Raw genomic sequence first — 26,320 nt, forward strand, 5'->3', positions numbered from 1 at the left:
TTGATGTTAGTTATATTACAAAAAGATTTCAATCGCTTCCATCTGATCCCATAATTAAAAATGATTAGAAAATAAATAGGTTATTATATGTAGCCTAGATTGTAAGTTTCAAATTTTTATAGTAAAATATTGGATACAAATTCTAATTATTATTGCTTCAACTATTCGAAAAGGAGTTTTTAGATGACGAAAATTTCACTTGCTGATGCAGTCAAATTAAAAAGTGTATTGTCGAAAAGAATTTTTGAATTAGAAAACGAAATGGATAGAGTTGCTTATATCGATATTGAAAAAGGTAGTCAGCTTCCAATCCAAACGAGAACCTTAGAAACGGTTGAACAAGAAATCGATGAAATCCGAAAAGACTTTCGACTACTTGATCGATTAATGTATAAAGCGAATATTGAAAATGAAATTACGTTTCATAATGAAGAGTTAACTATTGTAGAAGCTATCGAGCTTGCGACACAGCTGCGTGCAAAGGCAAGAAAATATAAAGAATTCGGCTCTTCTTCTAAAGAAGATTTTCTTTATTCTCTCGGAGATGCAGGCTCCATGATTAGAATAGCACTGTTCGAACCTGAGCATTATCGCCTTCAAGCACTAGAAATCGAGCGCCAAGCAAATCGATTATCTAATTTAATCAATGCAAAAAATTATGCCGTCGAATTAGACTTCGACAGCGAGAAATATTTCTAATCCCTTGGAGTGGTGAGAGTCCGCTTCAAGGCGTAGAAGGAGAACACCAAAAGTACCTGTTAGTACTGTTATCATGGCTATTGGCAAACTAATTATCAATAACTAATGACACTGTTACAATTAACTAATGACTTACTTTGGCAATGGATGGTTGAAGACCAAACTTAGTAATTCCGAATTTTCTCCTTCTATGAACCCCTACCATTTTTGGTGGGGGTTTTTCAATGATTTAAATAAGGACTAAGCTTATTTATTGCCTCAGTAAGTTTATTAGCATTTTTCCGATACATTTTCTTTGCTTCCTCACATTCTGTTTGCAGTTCAAACATCTCCAAATCTGCCTGACATTTTTTTAGCATGCTCATTAATAACGGTCTTGTTTGTGGGGTCGGAACATTAATTTGGTCATCATACAAGTCAACAACTATCTCTCCATATGAATCAACTTGAGCATAAAAAACATTATCCAGCGTTACATTTAACTTATCCAATTCAATATCAAGCCATTTCCGTGTTTTGCCAGTTGCAGTTAGACCATCATAGACAATTTGACCGTCACGTATGATTGTTTGCGGAACAGTATCTTTGCCAACTTTAATATTAATGTCTTTCGGTGTAAGAGGCCGAAGCTCTTTTTTCAATAAAACACTTAAATCACCCGTTTGTTCTAAAACCGCAAATTCTACATCTGCAATACTAAATACATCCTTTTTGCGAAGCAAACTCCAAAGTTCATCGGTCGAATATTTTTCCTTTTTTAAATTATCCTCTAATATTTTTCCATCTTTAATAAAAATCGTTGCTTTCCCTTCGACAAAATCACGAAAACTATTGCTTTTCAAGGAGATATAACCAACGATAAATGTAATCAAACCAAATATAAGGATCGCAAGAATTCCATGACCAATATTATTATCTAAGCCCATAATCACTTCTCCAGCGATGCTTCCTATCGTTATTCCCGATACATATTCGAAAAAGGTAAATTCCATAATTTGCTTTTTCCCTAAAACCTTTGTCAAAATAAACAATACGAGAAGAAATATTAATGAACGAATAATGATAAGGCTCCATTCCGACATGCTATCACCTCACGGCTTATATTGGGGCTCTTCCAGAAGCATTTCGTTTACACGAACCTGTAGGTCTTTTTTTACTTCATTTATTAAAGTCATCATTTCATGAAAGGTTCGTTGTGCACCTTGATCTTCTGAATTCAATGCTAAGGTAGATAATTGAGCTTCAATGCCTTTAATCGTAGACAAACATTGTTTAACACTTGAAATGACTGTCACATAAACCAAACCTTTCATTTTTTTATTTAAGTTTTAAATTATGTGTTTAGACATTTTTATAAATAATGGAAAAGGTTGGCTTAAAGCCAACCATATAAAGTGAAACTCAATAAGTAATCTGCAATAAATTTTTACTGCTTATATTGAGGCTCTTCTTGCTGAATTTGATCCAAGCGAGGTTGAACCGTGTCAATAATCATTTGTGTTTGTTGTGCAGCATTTTGATATAGTTGCTTCGCTTGTTTATTATCAGTTGCTAAAGCAAATGTTTCAAAGCTCGCCTGTGCACTTTTTAAACCTGCTAATGTTTGCTTAATATCTGAACCTACAGTCATGTCAATTCCTTCTTTCCTATTTAATGTGTTACATGTGATATTATTGCTCTTTTCAAAACTTTTATGAGTGAAAAATTATCCGAATGAAACAGAAACTCGTAAAACAGATAATAATTCTAATAAACGTGATTCAGAACACTTCATCTGTAATTGATATTGATTATCATTAATATACAAATAAAATTATTTAAATGGAGGTTTATGTAAATGTTAAGAAAATCATTTATAGAAGCTCAAGAGTTCAGTGAAAAACAATTTACAAAAAGAATTCTTTTTCGCGAAGGTAAAAGTACTGTTTTCGTATTGAATTTCATGCCTGGACAGGAGCTTCCTGCTCATAAACACCCTGGTTCAGAAGTATATCTTATGGTAATCCAAGGTAATGGCACATTAATGATTGACGGCTGCGCATATGAAGTAAATGAAAAAGATGTCATTCATTCTGGTGGAGATGAAGAATTTGCTTTCATAAATAGCGGTTCTGAGCCTGTTAGTTTATATGTCATGTTAAATAAAATTCCAGACGAAAGATACGTGCAGAATATTTAATCGCAAAAAAAGAGAGGATTCTTGATTAACCTCTCTTTTTGGCGATTTATTTTAATTTCACTTTTACAATCAATTGATAAAAAACTTCAGAGATAACTAATCCCACCGCAATCGCTCCTGAAATCATAAAGGCTTTTGCAGCAAGCTGTATTGCAGTATTATAATCATTTTCTACGAAATGGCGCATCGCGTCATAAGCAAGACCTCCAGGAACGAGAGGTATGATGCCTGCAATACTAAAAATAATAACGGGTGTTTTATAAATTTTTGAAAAAAACAAGCTAATAACAGCGATTATAGATGAGGCAATGAGCGAAGCAACAACAGCATCAAATTGATGATTGACAAACGATATATAAACGAACCAACCTGCCATACCAACAAATCCACATTTGATAATCGATTTTTTGGGAGCATTAAATAATATCCCAAAACATGCTGTTGCGACAAAACTTGTCATTAAATGAATGAACATAGTACCCTTTACCTCCGATGATCCTTTTCCTTAAAAAAATGCTACAACGACAGCAATACCTGCCCCTATAGCAGAAGCAGTTAATAATGCTTCTGCCCCTTTAGATAAGCCAGAAACTAAATGCCCCGCCATTAAATCGCGCACTGCATTTGTAATCAATACCCCTGGTACAAGTGGCATAACCGAACCGATTATAATCTTGTTAAACTGAACGCCAAACCCTGTATAAACAAATAAAAAAGCGATAAGTCCGATTACAAGTGAAGCCAAAAATTCCGAGAAAAACTTTACTTTCACTAATCGATGAATGTAAATAAAACAAGTATAACCTAGACCACCAGCAATTAATGCCGGAATAAAATCCTTCATTTGCCCGAGAAACATAAGTAAGAAACATCCACTCGCAACAGAAGCAGCTAAAATTTGCTGATAAATTGGGAAAGTATAATTTGCCTTCTCAATTTCTAATAACTGTGTCATTGCCAATTCAAAATTTAATTCTCCTTCACTAATCTTACGAGATACACCATTCACCAATGTTACTTTATATAAGTCAGTTGTCCGATCGACGATGCGGATGAACTTTGAAGGCTCAGTTCCATCAATTGAAAAAAAGATTCCCGTTGGTGTAACATAACTATGTGTTTGTGGATAATGAAATGATGCCGCAATTCTAGACATCGTATCTTCCACACGATACGTTTCTGCACCACATTGGAGCATAATTTTTCCTGCAAGCAAGCATATTTCAATTACTTCAAAGTTTTTAGGATTTTTCTTTTCCACACTTTCCCCTCCTGCAATGAGAAATGCGCAGACGTTTTGTGCGTCTATCTTCTTCTAATGCATTCTTCATAATAAAGGATATTCACACTTTTTTAAAGAACAACCTTATGATTTTGATAAATTTCGTTAAAATATTTGTAATAAGCGCTATTTGTTAAATAATAGTTCCATTTCTAAAAATATGCTTTTTTTGAAACTTCTGCTTTTGCCATTCGTACTATCAATAAAATGCTTTTTAAAAAAGACAAAGGCGGTGTTCAATCTGAAAAAAAACATAATTGTTTTTGCCCTTACCATTATAGTTGAAGCTGGACTTACTTATCTCCTCTCTTCTTTCTTAAACATTCGCTTTATAGAAATAATGTTTTTTGCAGGTGTAGCATTTTCCGTTATCACTTTTTGGTTTTCAAGCAGTGGAGGATCTTTGACAAGATACCATGAAGCAAAGACAAGTGGGATTACAGGTATTGTAATGAAACCAGAACAGTTTACCTTTCGGCCAAATTCTATCTTGCTTGCCTCTAGCGTTTTTCTCATTATTGGACTTCTTCTTTTTATTTTATTACTAACAGGCATTATTCCTCCTATTTAACAAAATATAGCCTTTGACCTATCGTTTTCGTATGTATAACATGTTAAAATGCAAAAATAAAAGAACCATACTTCGAATAAGTGAAGTGATGGTTCTAGTTTTTTTATGAACCTGTCATCTGAGAATACAGTGTTTCTTGATATGAAAAATATGATTGCAAACTTCCTTGGTAAATTAAACGATTAGAAGAGGCTTCCTTTAAATCTTGAGGTGTGATCATGCTAAGATGCTTATTTGTTTCAAGTAGCCTTCCCTCTTGCAAAACGGTCGCGACAAAATGGGAACAAAAAAATGCATGTTTTCGATTAATTTGTTTGTTTAAGGCAAGAGCAAATAATCCTAACAAATTATAACGATACTTTTTCTGATTTTCATCAATCTCTCTTATAAGTTTCAGCATATTATTATATTGTGTTTCGGTTACAGTAAAAACATAAACCGCACAGTTTGCATTTTTAAATAGTTCTGATCGCACATCTTCTTTTACAAACCCACCGATAAAAGGATTTCTCGGCTTTTTTCTACCGAAACTATAAACCTCGTTTAAATGACAGTCAAAACTAATAGATGCGTGATTATGGCATTCTTTCGTGTATAATTTTATCATTCTCGTAAATAATGTGCCCGTATCGGTAAGCAGAAGATAAACTTCTCTGTTTCTCATAAAACACCTCCTGCAATAAACTTCTGTTTCAAATTAATAATCTAGTAGTGCCTCACTACATCCATTTAATCAAAATCTAATATTTATCATAACGCTCTCGAGAATTATCTTTTTCTAAGACTTGAGATGTAGCTAACTGCTTTAAGTGTTTATCAGTAGCATCCAAATAAATACTCGATCAGAATACGTATGTGAATCCTGTTATCACTTCAGACATACAAGCTTATTCAATTAACTGAAATGACTACATGGCCAAGCAAATTTATTCATATGATTCATTATACAAAATCTCATTCATTTTGGAAATAATTGATTCGCCTAGGAAAACATGGTCTATCTCCTGCTTTTTACCTTTGTCCAAATAGGAGCATGACATTATTTTTTTATCGAACAAAACATATAATGAAAAGAAAGCTACGAGTGAGAGGAGGCTTTATATGTGGTATTGGATAGTACTGATTCTCATCCCGATCATGGTTTTAGCCTTTCTTGAAGAAATGATTTATTTCTTTGTGAATCGAAGCATTTTCGGTCGTTCGAAGCTTGAACAAAAATGTAGAAATGGACTTAAATATATCTTTCATAAACGTGTACCGAATAACCAAAATAAATAAAAGAACTGACTAGTCACTTAATTGGAGTCAGTTCTTTATTGCTTTTTCTTGCTCTTTCATTAATTAATGATTCTTACATCATTTTTCGAAGCATTGATTAGCTCTTCTATTGCAGCATAATTCTTATCATTAAAAAGCTCAATGATTTTACTGCCTACAATGACTCCATCACAATACTTAGTTATTTCCTGTACTTGTGATGGAGTCGATATCCCAAAACCAGCCATTATAGGCAATTTACTCACAGTTTTAATAAGACTAAAATAATCAGCAAGCTTCTCGTTAAACTCATTTCTTACACCTGTAACACCTGTAACTGTTACGGCATAAAGAAAGCCATTCCCTCTCTTAGCAATTTGTTCAATACGTTTTAATGGGCTTGTTAACGTGACAAGTCTAATTATTTCAATTCCCTTTTGAGTAGCATGTGGTGCGATTATTTCTTCTTCTTCAATTGGCAAATCAGGGATTATTATTCCGTCTATACCAGCATGAACGCAATCATCAATGAATTTTTGGATTCCATAAGAGATGATTGGATTCATATAAGTCATCAAGATTAGTGGAATTTTCACGATTAGTCTAATTTTCTCAACTGTTTTTATTATTGCTTTTAATGAAGTTCTTTTTTCAAGCGCTCTTTTCCCTGCCTCCTGAATGACAGGGCCATCAGCGACTGGGTCGGAAAAAGGAATTCCGATCTCTATCGCAGTTGCTCCTGCCTTTTCTAAAAATAGGATCCGTTCAGGTAAAACTTCTAAGCCACCGTCTCCTGCCATAATATATGGAATAAATGCTTTCTCTCCTCTCTCTTGGAGACTCTCCATCGTCCTCTCAATTCGCTTCATGATACCTTACCTCCAATCCTTGCTTTTACTGTTTCAACATCTTTATCTCCTCTACCAGATAAACAAATGATAAGTCCCATATTACTTCCCATTGTCACAGCAAGCTTTTTGGCATATGCAACGGCATGTGCGCTTTCTATTGCTGGAATAATCCCCTCTAACTGACAAAGAAGCTGAAAGGCTTCAAGTGCTTCTTCATCTGTTATTGATTCGTATTGCACTCTCCCAAGATCCTTTAGATGGCTATGCTCAGGACCTATTCCAGGATAATCAAGGCCAGCTGAAATGGAATGTGCTTCCAGTACTTGACCATCCTCATCCTGAAGCAAATACATGAGTGCGCCATGAAGAATTCCCCTTTTCCCTGCAGATATAGAAGCAGCATGCTTTCCACTCTCAATGCCGAAACCAGCAGCTTCTACTCCATATAAATGAACCTTCTCATCCTTAATAAATGGGTAAAACATTCCCATCGCATTACTTCCCCCACCAACACATGCGACTATCGCATCAGGAAGTTTTCCATGCTTTTCAAAATATTGCTCTTTCGTCTCCTTTCCAATCACACTTTGGAAATCACGTACCATCATTGGAAAAGGGTGTGGTCCCATAACAGATCCTAAAATATAATGAGTATCCTCCACATTTGTAACCCAATAGCGAAGTGCTTCATTCACGGCATCCTTTAATGTTTTACTTCCTGATTCAACACTTATTACCTTTGCTCCTAATAGCTCCATCCGAAACACATTTAACGCTTGACGGCGAATATCTTCCGCACCCATGAAGATCATACATTCTAAGTTTAAGAGAGCACATGCTGTTGCAGTTGCAACGCCATGCTGACCAGCACCCGTCTCTGCGACAATCTTTCTTTTCCCTATTCTTTTGGCGAGAAGTGCTTGGCCCAATGAATTATTAATTTTATGTGCACCAGTATGATTTAAGTCTTCACGTTTTAAATATATCTTTGCCCCTTGCAAATACTTTGTTAAATTTTTTGCAAAGTATAATGGTGTTTCTCGACCGACATATTCCTTTAATAAAGTTTGAAACTCATTTTGAAATGATGGATCTAAAGAGGCTTTTACATATTCCTTTTCAAGCTCTAAAACCGCCTGCATTAATGTTTCGGGAACATATCTCCCCCCATAAACTCCAAAGTGTCCACGTTTATCTGGTAATGTATAAGTCAGCATTTGATATCCTCCCTCTTGTATTCCTTTACAGCCTTTATAAAGTTGTTTATTTTCTCCGGATCTTTTTTTCCGTCTGTTTCAACTCCGCTGCTAACATCAACCATGTAAGGATTAACCAATTTTATTCCGCTTACGACATTTTCTGAAGTTAACCCGCCTGCAAGAATAATGTTTCTCCCTCTTAGCTGACACTTTTTAAGAAGATCCCAATTAAAAACAATTCCATTCCCTCCGCGATATTTCCCTTTCGGACTATCAAGGAGAATATAATCACATTTGTACTCTTCTATTTCCGCAATATCCTTCTCCGTTTCTATACTGATTGCTTTAATGACAGGAACTGTAAAATAGCTGCAAAATTGTGGAGTTTCGTCACCATGAAGTTGAACAACATTAATTCCAGACTGCTCTATTATTTTCTCGATTTGTTCTTTCTCTTCATTAACAAACACGCCAACCTTTAAAATCCCTGCTGGTAATTGTTGTATAATCTCTTTCGCCTTCTTTACTGTAATTCTTCTTTTACTTTCCGCAAAAACAAAACCTATGGCATCAGCACCATATTGGATGGCAGTTAAAACTGTATGCAAGTCGGTCATCCCACAAACTTTTACTTTCATCTTGATAACTCTCCTTTTAAAGGCAATTTCATTTTTTGTATGAATGGTTGAAGATTATCTGCCTTCATAAAAGCCTCACCGACTAAAATACCATTTGCACCTACATTTTTAACTTTTTCAACATCAGCCTCTGTCTTTATTCCACTTTCACTTATAAGGAAGGCACCTGCATTTTTGATTATGGGTGCAAGTTTTTCAGTTATAGAAAGATCAACTTGAAATGTTTTTAAATCGCGATTATTAACACCAATTAGCTTTGTTCCAGTTTTTAATGCTTTTTGAATCTCGGCTTCATCGTGAACTTCAATTAACACTTCTAAATCGTTTTGACGTGCTTTCGTATAAAGCTCTAACAGATTCTTTTCCTCCAAAGCAGCTGCAATTAATAAAATTAAATTAGCTCCTGCCATTTTTGCTCTTATAATTTGTCTTTCATCAATTATAAAATCTTTGCAAAGGACAGGAACCTCAACACAATTACTTATCGTTTCCAGATCTGAATAACTGCCTTTAAAAAAAGTTGAATCTGTTAAGACAGATATGGCATCTGCCCCAAATTGCTGATATTTTAATCCTTGAGACTTTGGGTCTAATTCAATATTAATGTCTCCCTTTGATGGTGAGGCCCTTTTAAATTCAGCAATAACGACAAGCTGCTCACTGTTTTCAAGTTTTTCAAGGAAAGAATTTTTTTTTCTTTTCTGCACCATTCGTTGCGAATTCTCTTCTGCTTTAAGTATGGCAACCTCTTTTCGCTTTTCCGCTATGATTTTTTCTAGTATTGTCATTTAAATCACCAGCTTTCCGAGCGCTTTACTTTCTGAAATTAAGGTCTCTAATTTATTTAGGGCTGCACCTGAATCAATACTTTCTTTTGCAAAAGAAATTCCTTCTCGAATTGAATTTCCCTTACCTGCTGTAAAAATGCCAATACCGGCATTTAACAGGACAATGTCACGGAATGCCCCTTTTTTGCCCCTTAATACATCAAGCAAAATAGCCGCATTTTCTCTTGCATCACCGCCACAGATAGTTTCATTCGGATAAATCGGCAAATCAACTTCAGTTGGATGTAATTTTTGCTCCGTTAATTCACCATTTTCAAGGAGGATTAAGTGGTTCACTCCTTCGAGCGAAGCTTCATCCATGTAGCCAGCACCGTTAAGTACAATCGCCCGCTTTCTCCCTAATGCTTTCATGACTTCAGCAAAAAGCGGTAGTAAGTCACGTCGATAAATGCCCAAAACTTGATTCTCAAGTTCAATTGGGTTGATTAATGGTCCAATTAAATTGAAAATCGTCGGGATTCTTAATTCATTACGTATTTTCATCACTCTTTTCATTTGCGGATGTACATGTGGAGCAAATAAAAAGGCAATTCCAACCTTTTCAATCATTTCTTCAATCATTTCAGGCGAATGATGCAAATGTATCCCTAAATGCTCTAACACGTCAGCACTGCCTGTTTTACTTGAAATACTGCGATTTCCATGCTTCGCAACGGGAATATTTGCTCCAGCAATCACAAACGCAGAAGTCGTACTAATATTAAAACTTTTTGAACGATCACCACCTGTGCCACAATTATCAATTACGTTTGGAAACCTACGCCGAAATGACAAAGACTTAGTCTTTAATGCCGTAGCTAAACTTGCAATCTCACTAGCAGTCTCACCTTTTGTTTTTAGCCCGATTAAAAACGCCGCAATTTCACTATCTGTTATGTGATCCATAAACAACCGCTCAGCTGCAGCACTCATTTCTAAGTTAGTTAAAGATTTTCCTTCACAAATTTGCTCAAGAAATTCTCTCATTTTTTCCCCTCCCCTTCATCATAAAAATGACATTTCCTTCTGCGCAATTAGAAAAGCTCTTAATTTATGAAGTGTTTCCTCATATTCCTTTTCTGGTACTGAAGCTTTCACAATTCCAGCACCCGCTTGAATATATGCTTTATGCGCTTTAATGAGCATCGTTCGAATAGCAATGGCAATATCCATATTTCCATTTATTGAAAAATACCCAATGGCTCCTGCATAAACCCCTCTTTTCATCTCCTCAAGCTCATTAATTATTTCCATTGCTCGAACTTTAGGTGCGCCTGAAACAGTACCAGCTGGTAAACAAGAGATTAAGGCATCAACTGCCGTTAAATCGTCTTTCAGTTCTCCACCCACTTGTGAAACGAGATGAATCACATATTTATATATTTCAATTTGCATTTCTTTTTCAATTTTGATCGTTCCTTGTTTACAAATACGATTTAAATCTTCTTTCCCTAAATTCAATAGCATCACATGCTCACTTATTTCCTTCTCATCATTTATCAAATCTTGAGCAAGCTGTCTGTCATCCTCTTCTGTTAACCCTCTCGGTCTCGTCCCAGCAATCGGGTTTGTCGTCACTTTTCCACCATTTACTTTGATTAAGCTTTCTGGTGATGAACCAACAATTTGATAATCAGCAAAATCGATATAATACATATAAGGTGAAGGATTTTGTACTCTGAGTTTTCGATAAAAGATAAATGGGTCACCAGTAAAGCTTGCTTGAAGTCGTTGAGAGAGAACAACTTGCGAAGCTTCATTCTGATTAATAAATTCCTTCGCTGCCACAACCTTCTTTATAAAATCTTCTTTTTTGAGAGATGTCTTAAAGGTTTTTAATTGAGCTTCGGATGCTGCAGAATCTCCATAATTTTGTTTAATTTCAACATATCTTTTTTCCATTCGTTCTTTTAAAATTTCCATATCCGAATTCTCTGAAAAAGGAACAACAATTAAATAAACCTTTTGTTCGAGATGATCAAAAATGATAACCTCCTCGAAAAAAAGTAAGTGGACGTCTGGAAGCTTTAATTCATCTGGCTTGTCTCGACCAATCTCTTCATACTGTCTTATCGCATCATAGCCAATATACCCAATCGCACCACCCACAAAAGAAAATTGCTCGAGCTGCAGCATTCGTTTTTTGGGAAGTATTGTTTTTAAAACGTCTAGTGGTTTTTCATTCACTTGCCTTCTACGTTCAGGCATGACAATAATACTTTTATCTCCTTCTCCGATTAATTCCATCACAGGGTCTGCTCCAATAAATGAATATCGCCCAGACTTTTCATGCTTTAATGAGCTTTCTAATAGAAACTTCTTTTTTCCACTTATTCGTTGATAAATGAGAATGGGTGTTAATGTATCTCCTTCGAGCTCCTTTACTAAATAATCGTCAAAATCACTCATCAAACTTCCTCCTTTTGTTTTGCTTTAAAAAATAAAAAAATCCTCTATACACACAATAATTGTGTGTATAGAGGACGATTAACAGAACGTGGTGCCACCTCAGATTTAGAGCAAAGCTTGCTCCCTTTTTCAAGTACGGAAATGAAGACAGATCTCTTGAATTGAGATTTTGCCACAAATCGATACTCTATCCTTTTAACGGCGGAATCCCGTGCTTCCCTACTAATTTCATTCAAGAAGCCTCTCGTAAGTCCATTCCAATTGCTCTCTTCGTACCGGCTCTCACCTCCCCCCGGCTCTCTGCAACGATTCGAATCAATGTACTCTTCTTACTCAATGATTTTTATATGAGATTTTTAAAACACAAAAAGGGCTCCCCGTCATAAAAAGGACGAGAAACCCGTGGTGCCACCTTCATTAGCTAATAAATTAGCTCACTTAACAGATATCGAAATGTTTACATTTTAATATCGGTCTCTTGTAACGATGAGACTATTCGCCAAAGCCTACTTTCTGAAAAAATTTCGGTTTGGAAGCTCGGAAGTCCATTCACAAATACAAAAACACTGATTTTCACCAACCATCAGCTCTCTATAGGTTTCTGTATATGTTACTACTCTTCGTCAACACTATTGTATATTGTGTTTCATGATATTCTGAATTCCAAGAAAAGTCAAGTAAAATTTTTAAACGAGCTGATTCAATTTTATTTTCCATACGTCAGCAAGTTCTTTAATTTGTATAAACTCCTCAATTTCTTGTTTGTTTTTACGATCATGAAACAACAGTTTATTTCCTTTTAAAACCGAATACTTATTTTGCCGCCTCTCGACTAAGGTAATGCTAGAATTTTCAGGAACCATTCCCTCTTGGAGAACCCTAAACAAATAACCTGTGAAACCAGTTTCGACTACTCGATGAAGCAGTCGCGCCTCACGATTAAAATTTGAAATGGTTGCACACGGGATTCTCCCTTGCGATACTTGAATAATAGCATCTCCTAATGAGAAAATATCACCAATATAAATATCTTGCTCAAGCATATGTTCTACTGAAATATTCTCCCCGAATGCAGGTATTTGAAAAGCTTTATTAAATTCATTTTCCCATTGCTTATAATGTTCTAATGGGTATAAACAAACAGCTCGATCAGGTCCGCCATGAACAGCACGATTAGCAACCTTATCCCCTTGAAAACCATCCTTTGTTAACATCGCCTCCGTCACTTTTTTCTTCTGAATAGCAGAATTGTATGTCAGCCCATTCCATAAAAATAAATTCGATCGGCCAATCATTAAGCTTCTCATTTTCCCTTCCAACTTTGTCCAACCCCTTTTTATTTATTTTACCAAAAAAAGCACCTTCTACATTTAGGGTGAATGGTGAATATTAATAGTAGTTTGAATAAACATAAGGCAGGTAAGAATAAATGGAACATATTGACAAGCTACCGGTAAGTCGAAAAGCTGATATACAGAGATCAGGTGATAAAGACAAAAAACAAACATGGGCAATTTTTTCGTTAGCATCCATTCCGTTGGTCATGACACTTGGGAATTCAATGCTAATCCCTGTCCTTCCTACAATGGAAAAAAAACTAAACATTACCTCATTTCAAACGAGTATGATTTTAACTGTCTATTCAGTTGTAGCGATTATCTTAATTCCAATAGCAGGTGCTATATCAGATCATATCGGACGCAAAAAAGTGATCATTCCGAGTCTTATTATTGCAGGTATCGGTGGGATCGTTTCTGGTTGGGCTGCATGGAAAATGGATGATGCCTATTGGCTTATCTTATGTGGTAGAGCGCTGCAAGGAGTTGGTGCTGCAGGAGCCTCCCCGATCGTAATGCCTTTAATTGGCGATATGTTCCAAAATGATGATGATGTCAGTAGCTCACTCGGAACGATTGAAACAGCTAATACATTCGGGAAAGTTTTAAGTCCTATACTTGGTGCCTTTCTGGCAGGTTTTTTTTGGTTTCTGCCCTTTTTTGCTTTCCCAGCTTTTTGTATCGTTTCGATCATTCTTGTTTTTTTCTTCATAAAAGTACCAAAAGAACGAGATAAACCACTTCCAATGAAACAGTTTTTACAAAATATTAAAGAAACCTTTGCTCATAATGGGAAATGGTTATATGCCATTTTTATTATTGGTGTTATTTTGATGTTTGTTTTATTTGGAGTCCTTTTTTATTTATCAGACGTGCTAGAAAAAACGTATGAATTTAAAAATGTGAAAAAAGGTTTTATGCTCGCTGTTCCACTTGGCGCCCTATGTATCGCCTCATTTATTACAGGAAAAATAATTAAAGAAAATAAAATTTTGATGAAATGGATTATTTTTTCAGGCACAATATTAACGACCATTTCAGTAGCCATTCTTAGTTTTTCAGATGGCATTTGGTTCATGCTTATATTATTTGTTTTTGGCGGAATTGGGATTGGAGTCGCGTTGCCATGTTTAGATGCATTAATTACTTCTGGAATCGAAAAGGAAGAAAGAGGAACGATTACGTCCATTTATAGCTCGATGAGATTTATTGGTGTTGCAGCAGGTCCACCCATTATGGCTATTCTAATGAAACATGCCGAAAAATCATTATTTTACGTTTTAAGCGGAGTCACTGTGATTGCGATAATCGCAACATTTATGGCAATTAAACCAGATGGAGCAAAAACTAAACCAACATGACAAATAGTAAGAAGAAAAACTTGGCATGCAATTTCTGCAACAAAAAATGCCAAGTTTTTCTTTAGCTCTAAAAATGATAAGCAGCTAATTTTTCAGTAAGAATTTCTGTATGATACCCATTGGTTTGTAAATAGTCTAGAAGTGCAGGCAAATGTTCAGCAGTCGTTTTTCGATCATGAAGCAAAATGACAATTGGACTTTCTGGATATCGGTAATTCTCAAGCTGGTTGATTACATGAGTTACATATTCAGCATTTTGATATTTCCAGTCCTGACTATCGATTGTCCAGTCCCATAATTGAAATCCCGCAGCTTTTACAGCCTCTTTATACTCTGGCTTCATATAGGGGGCAGAGCCATAAGGAGTTCTAATTAAATGTGTTATTGTACCGGTAAGATTGAGCAGTGTTTGCTGACCCGTATACATTTCATCCACGACTGTTTTTTCGGAACGATAAATTTTTGAAATATTATGAGTAACACCATGTAATGCTGGTATATGTCCTTGATCAATAATTTGCTTTAATTGATCGGGATATGTTCTCATATTCGGTTCAAGCATGAAAAAAGTCGCTTTCATTTGATAGGATCTTAACGTATCTAATATGTTTGAAGTAAAAGCTGAGGGGCCATCATCAAATGTTAAATAAACTGTTTTCATATTATCCGTTTCAGTGACTGGCTCTTGCTCTATCGTTCCTTCTTTCACAGACTCGGAATCATCTTTTTGAGAAGAACTATCTTGATCCGACACTTGAGATTCCGGTGTTTCCCGCTCTGGTACTTTCTTTTCGTTTTTTTCGTCAACCTTTTCAGCAATTATTGAATGAAGATAATGATTAATTGGAGTATCCCTCATAAATAATTGTTCACCATGTGGAATCATCAAGAGTGAGTACATGATTTCAATCGGCTGATCTCTGTAAAAGATCGATAATGCTTCAGACTTCTGTCCAGGATAAAAATTGATCAATATTAATACCATACATACTGAAATAGCAATGAAAACTTTGTTGTTCCTTCTAAATGCCTTTCTTTTTAATCTTCTTCTTCTCACACGGGTTCACCTAACCATTCATTGTCATTCTTGTTGTTTTATTAATCTTTTAGTTCTCATTTATTAGACGATTTAGTAGGATAAAAAGTTGTCATGTTTTTACTTTTTTCTACAAATCTAGTATTTTTCCGCCATTAAACTACCTCTCTCCTAATGTTATCGAATTATTACAATTGTTTCAATTAGTTTTCGAAAATTTTACTTTTCCATAAACTATATGTCTGATTATGTTATTTATTTCAACAAAAAAAGTTCCTGCTCTTTTGGCAAGAACTTTTCATATATACTTAATGATAATCTTCAATAAACCTTAGAAATTCTTCTTCTGTCGTTACTGGCCTTTGACAGGTAAAATTTTCACATATATAAATCGTTAATTCATCATTTAATTTCTTATAGCCTCGATCCATTATTTTACACTCATCTTTAAAATCAATTGCAGCTATTTTTACAATGTTTGGAGCAAATTCAGTTTGAAGTTTTTTTAGTAGCGGTTTCACTTTTTCGCCAAGAAAGACGCATTCCTTCAGTGCCATTTCCTTCATGAGCAAACTTTGTAAAAGAAAAGTATATCCCGCTCCATACGCTTCTATATCGCTTTTATATAGCTGCAAAATCGCAATCGACACGTCCAACCATTTTGTCTCTCCTGTTATATGTCCAAGTTTCAACATCTGCACAGCCGCAACACTATTCCCAGATGGAATCGCATCATCATATATTTGTTTTTCCCTAACAAGAAGTGTCTCACCTTCTTTATTAGTAAAGAAAAAAGCCCCTTCTTCCTCATCCCAAAATAAATTCATCATTTTCTGTGCTATAGTGGAAGCTCTTTCTAAGTAAGAAAAGGAAAAAGTTGCTTCATACAACTCAAGATTTGCCCATTGCAAAAAAGCCCAATCATCAAAATAAGCATGATACTTCGCTTCGCCATCACGATATCTTGCCATTAATTTCTTATCAACTGTAAGCTTATCTTCAATAAATTTAATCGCTTTTTCCGCTTTATTGATGAAATCACAATTTTGGAAAGCTTGCCCAGCTTTAGCAAGCCCTGCAATCATTAAGGCGTTCCAGGAAGTTAGTATTTTATCATCTAAATGTGGGTAAACTCGATTACCTCTTGCTTCAAATAACTTTAGTCTACATATTTCCAGCTTCGCCTTTCCTTCTTCAATCCCCAGTTTAAATTCACGAAAGACTTCAACTAAGTTCGTATGAATTAAATTCAGAATGTTCCTTCCTTCGAAGTTGCCATCTGAAGAGATGTCGAATACTTTACAAAAAAACTCCCCATCATCTGCCCCTAATAGTTGAATCACTTCATTCCTCGTCCATACATAATACTTTCCCTCTTCTCCCTCACTGTCTGCATCGATAGCTGAATAAAACGCGCCATCATCATTCATCATTTCCCGCTCAACGAATGAAATGATTTGTTCCGCTATTCTTTTAAATTTCTCATTTTTCGTCAGCTGGTATGCTTCCGCATACACATATAGAAGTAATGCGTTGTCATAGAGCATTTTTTCAAAGTGAGGAACGAGCCAACTATTATCTGTAGAATAACGAGAAAATCCAAATCCAACTTGGTCATAAATTCCACCGTTTGCCATGCACTCAAGCGTTTTTTCAACCATATTCAATGCTGCTTCATTCCCACTCCATTTATAGTACCTCATTAAAAACATTAAATGATGAGGCAACGGGAATTTTGGTGCATCTGTAAAGCCTCCATAACTAGAATTAAATCCACTGGCAAGCTGATGGAAGGTCATATTCAATACTTTAGTCGATGGTAGTTCATTTTCTCTTCGTTTCACTAACTGATTTAATGCATTCTTAACATCATCTGCGATAATATCAATTTCCTTACGATTTTGTATATATTGATTATAAAGCTGGACAATCACCTCTTTAAAACTAGGTCTCCCATAAAGACTTTCCTTAGGAAAATATGTTCCAGCATAAAAAGGCTTTTGTTCAGATGTTAAAAATACATTTAACGGCCATCCACCATGCCCCATCATCATCTGACAAACATTCATATAAATAGAGTCAATATCTGGCCGTTCATCTCTATCAACCTTAATGGAAATAAATCTTTCGTTCAGTAACTTTGCTGTTTCTTCATCCTCAAACGACTCACGTCCCATGACATGACACCAATGGCAAGTAAATTTCTATCTTCTCATTTCATTTTATTAGCCCGAAGGCTAGGAATAACCAATGGACACAAACACTGGCTTACCTTCACGTTTTGCTTTTTGAAATGCCTCTGGACTCCATTCAAGCCAGTTTACAGGATTTGTTTCATGCTGTTTTAAATAAGGGCTTTTTGATTGGTATAACCAATTATACTTTGGGGAATAACGGTCTTCTGATAACCAAGATTGCATTGGATACACTCCTTTAACAATTTACTTCTACGATGATATCGTCTCCATTTCTTGTCCAATATATGTCATATATCATGTCTTGCAAATGTTCATTTACTACTTTGTTTAGATTATCATCCTCTATATTCCCAATTGTTTTTAGAAACTAGATTAGCCAATTCAACTGAATCTTTTTGCTGAATCTTCTTTAACCTTATTATTTGAATTCTCAATTAGTATGTTAAAAGATTTTATTTCACCTTGAAGTTTTATAATTTCTATCTTAAAATCTCTGAACAATACTTATATTTTGATAGTCCCCTGTGATTTTATAATAAAGTTGAAAGTTCACAATGTCATCTTCATTTAATTGTATATCTTCAATCCTCAAGAATTCTAATTCCTTATCTCCTTTTGTTAGAAAGTAAATAAAATCTTTAATATCACTTTCATATGCCTCTTTAGTTTTTTCACTACCACTTCTAATTAATTTCTTTTTCTAAAAACAACTGAATTTGATTAAAGATTTCATATTGGTTAATTCTAATAACCTTCTCAGCAACCCTCTCTAAATAAAAGAGATGTTTTACAGCAATTAGCACTCCTTTTTCGTTAATAAGTTTAAATTCGGTCTTTAAAAAGGCGAATGCACTCGGTGTAATGTCTATACTTATGACTTTGAAACTGAATAGATTAAAATTAAGTTACGTTAAGGAGGGAAATAGATGAGTGGTTCAAGCTTTAATAAACGCAGAAATCAAAGAAATAGGAATAGAAACACAGATGTAAATATTGATTTTGATACTGATTTTGAAACTGATATTCGAAACATAACAGATGTTGACTCTGAGGCCGAAGCGAACATCCGTAATACAGATAAAAATACAAATGTAGCGCGATCTACTATTTCAAATTCTGGTAACTCTAAAGTGGATATACGTTTAAACAGTAAAAGCAATGCACGTGTAAGAGCGGATCAAGATCAAGATAGTGATCAAGAGCAAAATAGTGATATAGATATTTTTTAAATGGTAAAGGTGGGGTCTTCATATCCCACCTTTATAAAAAGGATGAGTTTATGACAAAATGAATGAGATCTATGAGGAATGAAGCAAGGAATGAAACAGAGATAAGTTCAAATGTAAATGCTATGCCTGATGGAACTGTTTTAGATGGGGGTGTTATCGTGTCTGACAATGAAGGTTTGGAGAGATTTAAATCTAAGAGATCGCAACATGAGATAACTTTTTGTATAAAAGACTGGCTAAAAAATATTCATTATAAATCTTGAGCCTAAGATTAAAATGAATGTCAAATATAGAAATTTAACAAGTAAAGGATTGCTTCGAATACCATCTTTTGTGGAGTGGGTTTCATAAGCTACATATGTTGTCATTCTCTAATCACTTCACCCACACATTTATCTATAAAATCACTAAATTTATGATTTTTACCTACAACTTTTTTTAGATCTGTAAGTGCATATGCTCTTAAGGACTCAATAGACAATCTCCTTATTGACCATAATGCTATAGAGATTAAATCATGCACCCTTTCAGCTTATTCAACAAGCCAATCCATTTCCTCTATGGATACATTCATATAATTACTAATTCCTTTTGAATCCTTTCTGACACGACTTTTAATATCCGCAATTTTATTATCATAGTGATGATAGCAACGCTGGCAGTGAACAGTTTTAAGTGTTTCTTCTTCATTTAAAATATATATTTTTAATTGAACAATTGACTAAACACTTGAGCAAATAATCCTGCTGTTAAGAATATAAGCCAATATGTGTTTGTTGTTACTTGTTTATTAAATATCTCATCGATTCCATGTATTACAACTTCATCAAAATCTATGAGTCTGAGGATCCACATTGTAAATAAAAAGGTTATAAGTATCAATTTATTTCTCTTTTCTTACTAATGAATTATCTTTAATTTGATCTTATTTATCCTAGCTCAAGCTCTTCTTTTGCTTTCTTCTCAGATAATATAAGCTCAAACCATCTAGATTTATTTAAACAAAAGCAATGTATTTACATTTATAGGTAATAAAAACTGTTTTTTGAATCTCTTCAAAATATTATGTTAATTCACTTGTTTATATTATATAATTTTTCTGGGAGGTGATAATATTGAAAAAGAAAATAGCAATGCTATTATTTGTATTTTCAGTAATCACAGTATCATCTGTATCAGCAGCTCCTCCAGATAGAGAGCCTATTTGTATTAAAGTGCCTGGTGGACTACCTATGTGTGAGTGGTAAAATAGACAAAAATATAATATTTTAGACTATTAACCACTATTTTGTGGTTATTTTTTTGCACATCAAAGATATTTTAAATCCTCCTATCTTTATAAAAGATTCATTTTTTGTCATATGTATCTATCAATCTATTTTTATTATTCATCTTATTTACATTAGAAGAAGTGGTAATAAATCACCTCTTCAATAAATTAAATTGTAATATTCGCTTACTTAGGAGATATATGTAATCCATCATTTTCTTTCCATTCAGCATAAAAGATACTCTTAGGGTTATCAAATCCTTTAGTGTATAATTCATCCATCAACCATTTTTCATCCTTCCCACACTCTTTTAAATTATCCCATAGTATGTTTCCATCTAAAATTAGTGTTAATGGCAAATTCACTTTTCTTTCTTGAAGATTTAAATCTTCAATGTTTGGGGACTTGTATTTAGATTTCATCACAATGCTAATTTGTCCATTAGGCTCAAGTAACGCATATTCAACTTCTCTTACTGAAAACACACTCTTTTGTCTCAATAAACTTAATATTTGATTCAAGTCTAGTTTTGATTTTTTAACAACGGTTCGATTTATTATTCCGTTTCTGATAATAATTACAGGCTCTCCGTGCAATAATTTTCTAATTTTTTTGCTTTTTAACGTAATAAAATCAAGAATCAAAATTAATAAAGTCCAAAAGCCAATCCCATACAAAAATTTAACAATACCTATGTCATTTTCATATATGATATGTCCTAAAAAATCATCAAGTAGCAGTATAAAAATAAAATGAACTGGTGTTAATTGAGAAAACGATTTTCTTCCAGTCACAATTAGAACAAAATACAAACAAAAAAATCCAATCGTCAATTTCGTAATCATAAAACCAAAGCTCATTCCATCCAAAGTAGCTTCCTCCAGAATCTTTCCTGCTTCAGTATTATTATTCTAAAAATGAACAATTAATATACAAGGTGTTAGTCCATAATATTCCTTCTGTAATCAAATTAAATAAATGTTTTATCTACTTCTTATTCTCCAGTTCATCCCCAAGAACTCATCTAATAATTAACTAACTGTTCCTCTTAAGCTAAGAGGTTTAAAGAGCTTGTACTAATGTGAATATAAACAAGCTCTCCCTTACTAATGCAATAATCTATTTTTACTAATTTACAACTTTATAATTTGTATCCGAAGTATAGAGTGTAATTGAGTATAGAGCTTGAACATCTCTATATTGTGTAACATAGCCACCAACAATACTACCATTTGTTTCTCTCAGTCCAGAAACAATACCACTTAGATATAGATCACTACCTGATTGGAAGAATGCAGCTCCACCACTATCACCTTTTTTAATGTAGTCAGCCCCTTTAATCTCTGCAACATTAAATGTTGGATAGCCAGTATATTTAACAGTTGTATTTGCATTTATAACTGTACCACAAGTTGTGTTAGTGGTCTTTCCAGTTTTACATATTTGTATGCCATCGTACATTGTTGTCCAATTCTTAAAAGATCCATCGAATACATCAGTAGATGACCAACGCTTGATTTTATTAGTAGCATATCTACCACCTGTTAGATAAGACCCAGTAATTCTCACTAGTCCAACATCTAATGAACTTCCACTACCAATAGCATGTTGGCGTCCAACGTTAGTATTATATTGTCTAATTAAGTCTCCACCTGTTGAAGAAGTTACACCAGCAAAGCAGTGAGCAGCAGTCAGAATAAAGTAGTTACCATTTTTACTTGCAATACCTGCAGTTGAACAAGTGCCACCATTAATATTTTTTATTCCTAATCCAGCACCTAATTGATTCCAATCTTCTTCTCGACCTTTTGCCACTTCTGATGTTGTATTAGAAAGTTTTTCTTCAAAGACATTACCATATGTGCTTTTTAATTCATTTACTAGTTCTTTATCTAAGCTGTTATGCTCTAAAATAACTTTTTGGTTAGGAAAAGATGCAGCAAGGGTAAAAGAAAGTTCATTATATTCTTCAGGTTTATAAGAATTCTTAATATCACTTAATACTTTTTCTTTGATGTTATCCAATTCCCATGTTGAGTAATCAACAGTATTGTCTGTAATAACACTATCATTTACTAACTCTGTAATATTTTGAATAGCTTTTGAGTTTGTATCAGTTGTAAGTTTTGCAGAAGATTTAGAGAATCCTAAATGTACAAATCCATCTTCGTCAAAATAAAGACCGCCTATCTTTTCGAAATTTTCCAGAGACCCATAAACTTTTTCAATTTCACTAGTTATCTCTAAAACATAATCCGAAGCATCCACTTCAGCAGATACCGAGTCTTTCTCTTGAATCAAAGCATTTGAGTTGTTTTTACTATTATTCTCACTATCAGCAAAAACATTCAGTCCACTCAATCCTAAAATCAAAGTACTTACGAGTGACAAAACCCATAATTTCCTCAAATCGTTACCTCCTAATATAGTATTTTACAAGGTAACAATAACATGATGACCTAAAATTTTACATTATATTCTATTTATTTAACATAAATGTAATATTATGTATTTAATATTTATGTCAAACTTACCTTTGCTATTTGATTATTTTTCTATTATAGGCAACGCAATCTCTTGCTTACCTTGTACAAGTAATACCTCTTGTATATTATTAGAAGACGTTTTGTCTATAACCATTACAAAGCTACGAGGACTTTCGTCTGCAGTACATTTTCCTTCGATATCCGAAAAAATTATTTTCATTTTTGATTTTTCTACAGTATTTATTTCTTTAATTGAATAAGGACAACTACTTGATTCATATAGACCTAAAAAAATTACGTCCTTTTTTCCCAGATCAACTTCTTTTAAATCTTGTTCGAATTGAAATGTATCCCAAATTTCTTGGTAGTCTTCATTATCCTTAACTCTTATTACTATAAACTTACTATTGGACTTTTTATCAATTGTTGATATTTGATCAAACGAGATAGGGAGACTTTTTTCTGAAGCAATTAAACTAGAATTAATATCTAACCCCTCCTTACTTTCACAGCCAGAAACAAATAATAACCATGATGAAAAAACTATTAACATTAATTTATTCACAAATTCCTCCTCCTTACATATATTCAATGTGTAAAGTTTCGGTTTAGTGTTAAATTCGAACAGTTTTTTAATAAATCCTTTAATCTCAAATATTTTCAGACTATTATCCTATTACATAATTTTTTTAGAGTGCAATCAAACGGATATTTTATAAAGTCTTTATGAAGTCTGAGTTATTCTTTACATATTCGATAATTGCATTTTTATTTGTGTAACTTGTAGGAAATAGTGTTACCAAACTTATAAATATCATGTATTGGAGATGATAAAATGAAATATAAAATAACGAAAAGGAAGGCAATGAGGAAATTGTAGACTTTGATTACACTCTTAAAGACGAAGATAAACTGATGCGCATTTTATTGAAAAGAAGTATATGGATAATAACGGAGTCCCCTTTGAAATTATTCAGGAAATGTCTATAACAGATGTATCTTCTAATTAGAAATGCTTCGTGATTTAGCAAGAAGTATGAAAAAAAAAGTTAATTTTTATTATGAGTCTTAATAGGAAGTTTATAAATAATGTCACATGATAATCTTTGACCTCCCTTCTTTCGTCGCATTAAAAATCCTCCCTCAAGCAAATTTACAGGATTCGTTTCATGCTGCTTCAAATAAGGGCTTTTTGATTGATATAACCAATTGTACTTTGGTGAATAACGGTCTTCTGATAACCAAGATTGCATTGGATACACTCCTTTAACAAAAATTTTCTTTTGCAGTTATATCATCCCCATCAAGTGTCCAATAAATGTCATTCATTTATTTTTCAATACTTCATTTACAATCTATTTGAAAATTATAGATATATTGAATACAATCTAACATCCTTATTCGTATTTTTCTCGATTTAATGTAAATAATAGGAATAAAAAATGAATTAAGGATGTGTAAGAGTGATTAAACTACAGTCTCGGATTGAAGGTAAGAAAGGCCATTTTGGTACAGTTCGAAAAATGTTTCATACTTATGGATGTAGTTTCTGTAGTAATTTTGAATATGATCAAGGGAAATTTGATCGAATTTTATGGAGGGAAGATGGAGAAACGATTTATTTAAGAATCCCTTTTAATGTGTTGGCCGGAGAGTTAGATCATTCAAATGCTTATATTGAGTTTGGAACACCTTATGTTATTAAACATGTCGTAAATATTGGGCTAGACTATGATGAGCATTCATTAACCACAGCAACAACAGGACTTACACAATTTCAAGAACCTATCGATAAAGATGGTTATATTAGAGATAAAAGCCGTTGGCAGACTGTAGGCGAGGAAACAATCGATCAAGTATTAGCTTCAATGAATGGTTTATTAAGTTCATAACTAAACTTAAAACGCTTGAAAGGATTGCTATTCAAGCGTTTTTTATATAGCTTACTCATCTATTCTAATTATTCGGATACTCCTTACATTACATTTGCAGCTCCTGAGATGGTTCACCATCATTGTTTAAAATCCGGATTGTCTCAGGATCTATTTGTAAAAATACAAAGTTTGGATCTTCTGGGCCCTCAAACCATTTGTTGAAAGATTCATCCCAATATTTATCTCTTAACTGTTGTGAGTGATTAATTGTAGAAGTTCCTGTTATTTGTACATATGCATCATTTAATCCTTTTTCTTCATAGCCAATTAAAACAGAAACATTTGGATTGTTCTCTATCTCACTGATCTTCTCCGTATCTGCTTTTGTTGGTGTAAATAAGGTAAAATCGTTATGATAAAATGTCATATAACGTGAATGAGGCTTATTATTCTCTACAGATGAAAGAACACCTGTTTTATGTTTGGAGAGAATTTCATCCACTTGTTTCTTTAACTCGTTTTCGCTCATCATTGTTCATTCCTTTTCTCATAAACATTTTTTAATTTTTGGATTACTAATGAAAAGTTAAGTGAAATATTCTAATTTTGCATCGGGAAAAAACTTTTCCATATATGTGTATAGATGTTTCTTCATTTCTTCTTCTTCCTCTTTTTGATAAATATACTTTCCTATTCCGTATTTACCCCATTTATATCTTCTAGCTGTTTCATCTAATTCTAATTTTGTCATCGGATAGTTTTTTTCAATTATCCGCTTTGCTGGCTTTGTAAAACGGTGCTGAATAAATTCAAAGGTAATATCTTTTCTTGCCTCTGTTGGCAGCTCATCATTGAGTCTTTCAAATAGATGAAGATAGCCTTCCTTCCACCCTTCATGAAGGTAGATTGGCGCAACAATAAAACCAAGAGGATAGCCAGCTCTAGCTACTTTTCCAGCCGCTTCTATTCTTTTTGTTAATGGCGAAGTGCCTGGCTCGAAATTTTTTATGACATAATCAGCATTCACACTAAATCGAAATCTCGTTTTCCCGTTATGTTTTGCATCAAGTAAATGATCAACATGGTGAAATTTCGTAACAAAGCGTAACTTCCCTAATTCAGACTTGCCAAAATGTTCAATTGCTTTTTTTAATGTATGTGTCAAATGATCGATCCCAACAATATCTGAAGTACAGGAAGCCTCAAATCTTGTTATTTCTGGTGCGCGTTCTTCCATATATTCATCAGCGGCATGGAGAATTTCATCCACATTGACATAAGTACGAATGTATGGTTTGTTTCCCATCGTCGTTTGCAAATAACAATAATGACAATGTCCCATACAACCTGTTGCAAATGGAATTGCATATTCAGCAGAGGGCTTTGACGTATCGAATTTTAACGTTTTTCTTATCCCGACAACAAGCGTTGATTTAGCAATCCTGTATCTTTGGAAATCATTGTCACCTGGTAAATTTCTTACTTGATTATGTGAAGTCGTATATCTGATTTCAACATCCATCTTCTCAAATTTTTCCATTAGTTTTTTTCCTAACGGGTAGTCTAATGATTTTGGTTCGAAGTAAACGAGCTGAGGGGTAAACGGTTTATTCATT

28 protein-coding genes, 1 pseudogene and 2 other annotated features are annotated in these 26,320 nt (G+C 34.0%); of the genes and pseudogenes, 7 read left to right on the plus strand and 22 right to left on the minus strand.

Translation table 11 applies throughout. The annotated features are described in order from the left end of the window. Positions 1-183: 183 nt before the first annotated feature. Positions 184-699: a hypothetical protein gene (locus KDN24_RS13730; protein ID WP_409973702.1), complete on the plus strand. Its 516-nt coding sequence runs from the start codon at positions 184-186 to the stop codon at positions 697-699. Positions 700-920: 221 nt separating this feature from the next. Here the strand turns inward: KDN24_RS13730 and KDN24_RS13735 are convergent, their stop codons facing one another. From KDN24_RS13735 to KDN24_RS13745, 3 genes are all read right to left on the minus strand, one after another. Next, entirely contained in the window at positions 921-1,781 is an 861-nt protein-coding gene (locus KDN24_RS13735; protein ID WP_491348046.1) for a DUF421 domain-containing protein, read from the minus strand. 9 nt (positions 1,782-1,790) lie between these two features. Then, complete coding sequence (locus KDN24_RS13740; protein WP_491348047.1) at positions 1,791-1,994, minus strand: DUF1657 domain-containing protein; 204 nt, start codon at positions 1,992-1,994, stop codon at positions 1,791-1,793. Positions 1,995-2,125: 131 nt separating this feature from the next. After that, positions 2,126-2,329: a DUF1657 domain-containing protein gene (locus KDN24_RS13745; protein ID WP_409973700.1), complete on the minus strand. Its 204-nt coding sequence runs from the start codon at positions 2,327-2,329 to the stop codon at positions 2,126-2,128. A gap of 207 nt (positions 2,330-2,536) precedes the next feature. On the opposite strand from KDN24_RS13745, the gene KDN24_RS13750 reads away from it, so the two are divergent. After that, positions 2,537-2,878: a cupin domain-containing protein gene (locus KDN24_RS13750; RefSeq protein ID WP_409973699.1), complete on the plus strand. Its 342-nt coding sequence runs from the start codon at positions 2,537-2,539 to the stop codon at positions 2,876-2,878. A 46-nt stretch (positions 2,879-2,924) separates the two neighbouring features. Here KDN24_RS13750 and KDN24_RS13755 read toward each other — a convergent pair whose 3' ends face one another. From KDN24_RS13755 to KDN24_RS13770, 4 genes are all read right to left on the minus strand, one after another. After that, a complete protein-coding gene (locus KDN24_RS13755; RefSeq protein WP_409973698.1) occupies positions 2,925-3,353 on the minus strand; it encodes a threonine/serine exporter family protein in 429 nt (142 codons plus the stop codon). A gap of 30 nt (positions 3,354-3,383) precedes the next feature. Continuing rightward, positions 3,384-4,139, minus strand: coding sequence for a threonine/serine exporter family protein (locus tag KDN24_RS13760; protein WP_409973697.1), 756 nt, complete (start codon positions 4,137-4,139; stop codon positions 3,384-3,386). A 318-nt stretch (positions 4,140-4,457) separates the two neighbouring features. Continuing rightward, positions 4,458-4,715: a hypothetical protein gene (locus tag KDN24_RS13765; RefSeq protein WP_409973696.1), complete on the minus strand. Its 258-nt coding sequence runs from the start codon at positions 4,713-4,715 to the stop codon at positions 4,458-4,460. 119 nt (positions 4,716-4,834) lie between these two features. Further along, positions 4,835-5,395, minus strand: coding sequence for a hypothetical protein (locus KDN24_RS13770; protein WP_409973695.1), 561 nt, complete (start codon positions 5,393-5,395; stop codon positions 4,835-4,837). A 437-nt stretch (positions 5,396-5,832) separates the two neighbouring features. Here KDN24_RS13770 and KDN24_RS13775 point away from each other — a divergent pair, with 437 nt between their 5' ends. Then, a complete protein-coding gene (locus KDN24_RS13775) occupies positions 5,833-6,009 on the plus strand; it encodes a hypothetical protein (RefSeq protein ID WP_409973694.1) in 177 nt (58 codons plus the stop codon). A gap of 59 nt (positions 6,010-6,068) precedes the next feature. On the opposite strand, the gene trpA is transcribed toward KDN24_RS13775, so the two are convergent. The 7 genes from trpA to KDN24_RS13810 form a co-directional block, all read right to left on the minus strand. Then, a complete protein-coding gene (trpA, locus tag KDN24_RS13780; RefSeq protein ID WP_409973693.1) occupies positions 6,069-6,857 on the minus strand; it encodes a tryptophan synthase subunit alpha in 789 nt (262 codons plus the stop codon). Beyond that, positions 6,854-8,056: a tryptophan synthase subunit beta gene (trpB, locus tag KDN24_RS13785; RefSeq protein WP_409973692.1), complete on the minus strand. Its 1,203-nt coding sequence runs from the start codon at positions 8,054-8,056 to the stop codon at positions 6,854-6,856. The genes trpA and trpB overlap by 4 nt, the downstream gene beginning before the upstream one ends. After that, positions 8,050-8,676: a phosphoribosylanthranilate isomerase gene (locus KDN24_RS13790; protein WP_409973691.1), complete on the minus strand. Its 627-nt coding sequence runs from the start codon at positions 8,674-8,676 to the stop codon at positions 8,050-8,052. Before KDN24_RS13790 ends, trpB begins: the two co-directional genes overlap by 7 nt. Beyond that, positions 8,673-9,464 (minus strand): indole-3-glycerol phosphate synthase TrpC, encoded by a 792-nt coding sequence (trpC, locus tag KDN24_RS13795; RefSeq protein ID WP_409973690.1) that lies wholly within the window; start codon positions 9,462-9,464, stop codon positions 8,673-8,675. The genes KDN24_RS13790 and trpC overlap by 4 nt, the downstream gene beginning before the upstream one ends. Then, the gene (gene trpD, locus KDN24_RS13800) at positions 9,465-10,490 is read right to left on the minus strand and encodes an anthranilate phosphoribosyltransferase (RefSeq protein ID WP_409973689.1); all 1,026 of its coding nucleotides are present in this window, start codon (positions 10,488-10,490) and stop codon (positions 9,465-9,467) included. It lies immediately after the preceding gene. An 18-nt stretch (positions 10,491-10,508) separates the two neighbouring features. Beyond that, the gene (gene trpE / locus KDN24_RS13805; protein ID WP_409973688.1) at positions 10,509-11,912 is read right to left on the minus strand and encodes an anthranilate synthase component I; all 1,404 of its coding nucleotides are present in this window, start codon (positions 11,910-11,912) and stop codon (positions 10,509-10,511) included. A 67-nt stretch (positions 11,913-11,979) separates the two neighbouring features. Beyond that, positions 11,980-12,258, minus strand: a binding site (T-box leader). Positions 12,259-12,296: 38 nt separating this feature from the next. Continuing rightward, positions 12,297-12,548: a binding site (T-box leader), on the minus strand. A 50-nt stretch (positions 12,549-12,598) separates the two neighbouring features. Next, entirely contained in the window at positions 12,599-13,231 is a 633-nt protein-coding gene (locus KDN24_RS13810; protein ID WP_409973687.1) for an MOSC domain-containing protein, read from the minus strand. 110 nt (positions 13,232-13,341) lie between these two features. On the opposite strand from KDN24_RS13810, the gene bcbE reads away from it, so the two are divergent. After that, the gene (gene bcbE, locus KDN24_RS13815) at positions 13,342-14,610 is read left to right on the plus strand and encodes a bacillibactin exporter BcbE (protein ID WP_409973686.1); all 1,269 of its coding nucleotides are present in this window, start codon (positions 13,342-13,344) and stop codon (positions 14,608-14,610) included. Between the two features lie 67 nt (positions 14,611-14,677). Here bcbE and KDN24_RS13820 read toward each other — a convergent pair whose 3' ends face one another. Together KDN24_RS13820 and KDN24_RS13825 are read right to left on the minus strand one after the other, a co-directional pair. Next, a complete protein-coding gene (locus KDN24_RS13820; RefSeq protein WP_409973685.1) occupies positions 14,678-15,667 on the minus strand; it encodes a polysaccharide deacetylase family protein in 990 nt (329 codons plus the stop codon). 287 nt (positions 15,668-15,954) lie between these two features. Beyond that, positions 15,955-18,066, minus strand: a pseudogene (locus KDN24_RS13825) (thioredoxin domain-containing protein). A 704-nt stretch (positions 18,067-18,770) separates the two neighbouring features. Between KDN24_RS13825 and KDN24_RS13830 the strand changes: the two are divergent. Together KDN24_RS13830 and KDN24_RS13835 are read left to right on the plus strand one after the other, a co-directional pair. After that, positions 18,771-19,073: a hypothetical protein gene (locus tag KDN24_RS13830; protein WP_491348048.1), complete on the plus strand. Its 303-nt coding sequence runs from the start codon at positions 18,771-18,773 to the stop codon at positions 19,071-19,073. A 1,115-nt stretch (positions 19,074-20,188) separates the two neighbouring features. After that, the gene (locus tag KDN24_RS13835; RefSeq protein WP_409973684.1) at positions 20,189-20,320 is read left to right on the plus strand and encodes a hypothetical protein; all 132 of its coding nucleotides are present in this window, start codon (positions 20,189-20,191) and stop codon (positions 20,318-20,320) included. 209 nt (positions 20,321-20,529) lie between these two features. On the opposite strand, the gene KDN24_RS13840 is transcribed toward KDN24_RS13835, so the two are convergent. The 4 genes from KDN24_RS13840 to KDN24_RS13855 form a co-directional block, all read right to left on the minus strand. Next, positions 20,530-21,204: a DUF421 domain-containing protein gene (locus KDN24_RS13840; protein WP_409973898.1), complete on the minus strand. Its 675-nt coding sequence runs from the start codon at positions 21,202-21,204 to the stop codon at positions 20,530-20,532. A 268-nt stretch (positions 21,205-21,472) separates the two neighbouring features. Continuing rightward, complete coding sequence (locus KDN24_RS13845) at positions 21,473-22,753, minus strand: S1 family peptidase (protein WP_409973683.1); 1,281 nt, start codon at positions 22,751-22,753, stop codon at positions 21,473-21,475. Positions 22,754-22,891: 138 nt separating this feature from the next. Continuing rightward, positions 22,892-23,395 (minus strand): hypothetical protein, encoded by a 504-nt coding sequence (locus KDN24_RS13850; protein WP_409973682.1) that lies wholly within the window; start codon positions 23,393-23,395, stop codon positions 22,892-22,894. A 484-nt stretch (positions 23,396-23,879) separates the two neighbouring features. Further along, on the minus strand, positions 23,880-24,083 hold the full coding sequence (locus tag KDN24_RS13855) for a hypothetical protein (protein ID WP_409973681.1): 204 nt from the start codon (positions 24,081-24,083) through the stop codon (positions 23,880-23,882). Between the two features lie 210 nt (positions 24,084-24,293). Between KDN24_RS13855 and KDN24_RS13860 the strand changes: the two genes are divergently transcribed. Then, positions 24,294-24,722: a YugN family protein gene (locus KDN24_RS13860; RefSeq protein WP_409973680.1), complete on the plus strand. Its 429-nt coding sequence runs from the start codon at positions 24,294-24,296 to the stop codon at positions 24,720-24,722. Positions 24,723-24,810: 88 nt separating this feature from the next. On the opposite strand, the gene KDN24_RS13865 is transcribed toward KDN24_RS13860, so the two are convergent. Together KDN24_RS13865 and splB are read right to left on the minus strand one after the other, a co-directional pair. Next, positions 24,811-25,233: a pyridoxamine 5'-phosphate oxidase family protein gene (locus KDN24_RS13865; protein ID WP_409973679.1), complete on the minus strand. Its 423-nt coding sequence runs from the start codon at positions 25,231-25,233 to the stop codon at positions 24,811-24,813. Positions 25,234-25,290: 57 nt separating this feature from the next. Further along, entirely contained in the window at positions 25,291-26,319 is a 1,029-nt protein-coding gene (gene splB, locus KDN24_RS13870) for a spore photoproduct lyase (RefSeq protein WP_409973678.1), read from the minus strand. Between the last annotated feature and the right edge of the window lies 1 nt (position 26,320).

This window comes from Cytobacillus sp. Bva_UNVM-123 (genome assembly GCF_046351715.2).
Classification (GTDB): domain Bacteria; phylum Bacillota; class Bacilli; order Bacillales; family Cytobacillaceae; genus Cytobacillus.

Coding starts and splice junctions, on each gene's coding strand:
- KDN24_RS13730 (WP_409973702.1), top strand. CDS start 184: ATGACGAAAATTTCACTTGCTGATGCAGTCAAATTAAAAAGTGTATTG.
- KDN24_RS13735 (WP_491348046.1), bottom strand. CDS start 1,781: ATGTCGGAATGGAGCCTTATCATTATTCGTTCATTAATATTTCTTCTC.
- KDN24_RS13745 (WP_409973700.1), bottom strand. CDS start 2,329: ATGACTGTAGGTTCAGATATTAAGCAAACATTAGCAGGTTTAAAAAGT.
- KDN24_RS13750 (WP_409973699.1), top strand. CDS start 2,537: ATGTTAAGAAAATCATTTATAGAAGCTCAAGAGTTCAGTGAAAAACAA.
- KDN24_RS13755 (WP_409973698.1), bottom strand. CDS start 3,353: ATGTTCATTCATTTAATGACAAGTTTTGTCGCAACAGCATGTTTTGGG.
- KDN24_RS13765 (WP_409973696.1), bottom strand. CDS start 4,715: ATGCCTGTTAGTAATAAAATAAAAAGAAGAAGTCCAATAATGAGAAAA.
- KDN24_RS13770 (WP_409973695.1), bottom strand. CDS start 5,395: ATGAGAAACAGAGAAGTTTATCTTCTGCTTACCGATACGGGCACATTA.
- KDN24_RS13775 (WP_409973694.1), top strand. CDS start 5,833: ATGTGGTATTGGATAGTACTGATTCTCATCCCGATCATGGTTTTAGCC.
- trpA (WP_409973693.1), bottom strand. CDS start 6,857: ATGAAGCGAATTGAGAGGACGATGGAGAGTCTCCAAGAGAGAGGAGAG.
- trpB (WP_409973692.1), bottom strand. CDS start 8,056: ATGCTGACTTATACATTACCAGATAAACGTGGACACTTTGGAGTTTAT.
- KDN24_RS13790 (WP_409973691.1), bottom strand. CDS start 8,676: ATGAAAGTAAAAGTTTGTGGGATGACCGACTTGCATACAGTTTTAACT.
- trpC (WP_409973690.1), bottom strand. CDS start 9,464: ATGACAATACTAGAAAAAATCATAGCGGAAAAGCGAAAAGAGGTTGCC.
- trpD (WP_409973689.1), bottom strand. CDS start 10,490: ATGAGAGAATTTCTTGAGCAAATTTGTGAAGGAAAATCTTTAACTAAC.
- trpE (WP_409973688.1), bottom strand. CDS start 11,912: ATGAGTGATTTTGACGATTATTTAGTAAAGGAGCTCGAAGGAGATACA.
- bcbE (WP_409973686.1), top strand. CDS start 13,342: ATGGAACATATTGACAAGCTACCGGTAAGTCGAAAAGCTGATATACAG.
- KDN24_RS13830 (WP_491348048.1), top strand. CDS start 18,771: ATGAGTGGTTCAAGCTTTAATAAACGCAGAAATCAAAGAAATAGGAAT.
- KDN24_RS13840 (WP_409973898.1), bottom strand. CDS start 21,204: ATGAGCTTTGGTTTTATGATTACGAAATTGACGATTGGATTTTTTTGT.
- KDN24_RS13855 (WP_409973681.1), bottom strand. CDS start 24,083: ATGCAATCTTGGTTATCAGAAGACCGTTATTCACCAAAGTACAATTGG.
- KDN24_RS13865 (WP_409973679.1), bottom strand. CDS start 25,233: ATGAGCGAAAACGAGTTAAAGAAACAAGTGGATGAAATTCTCTCCAAA.
- splB (WP_409973678.1), bottom strand. CDS start 26,319: ATGAATAAACCGTTTACCCCTCAGCTCGTTTACTTCGAACCAAAATCA.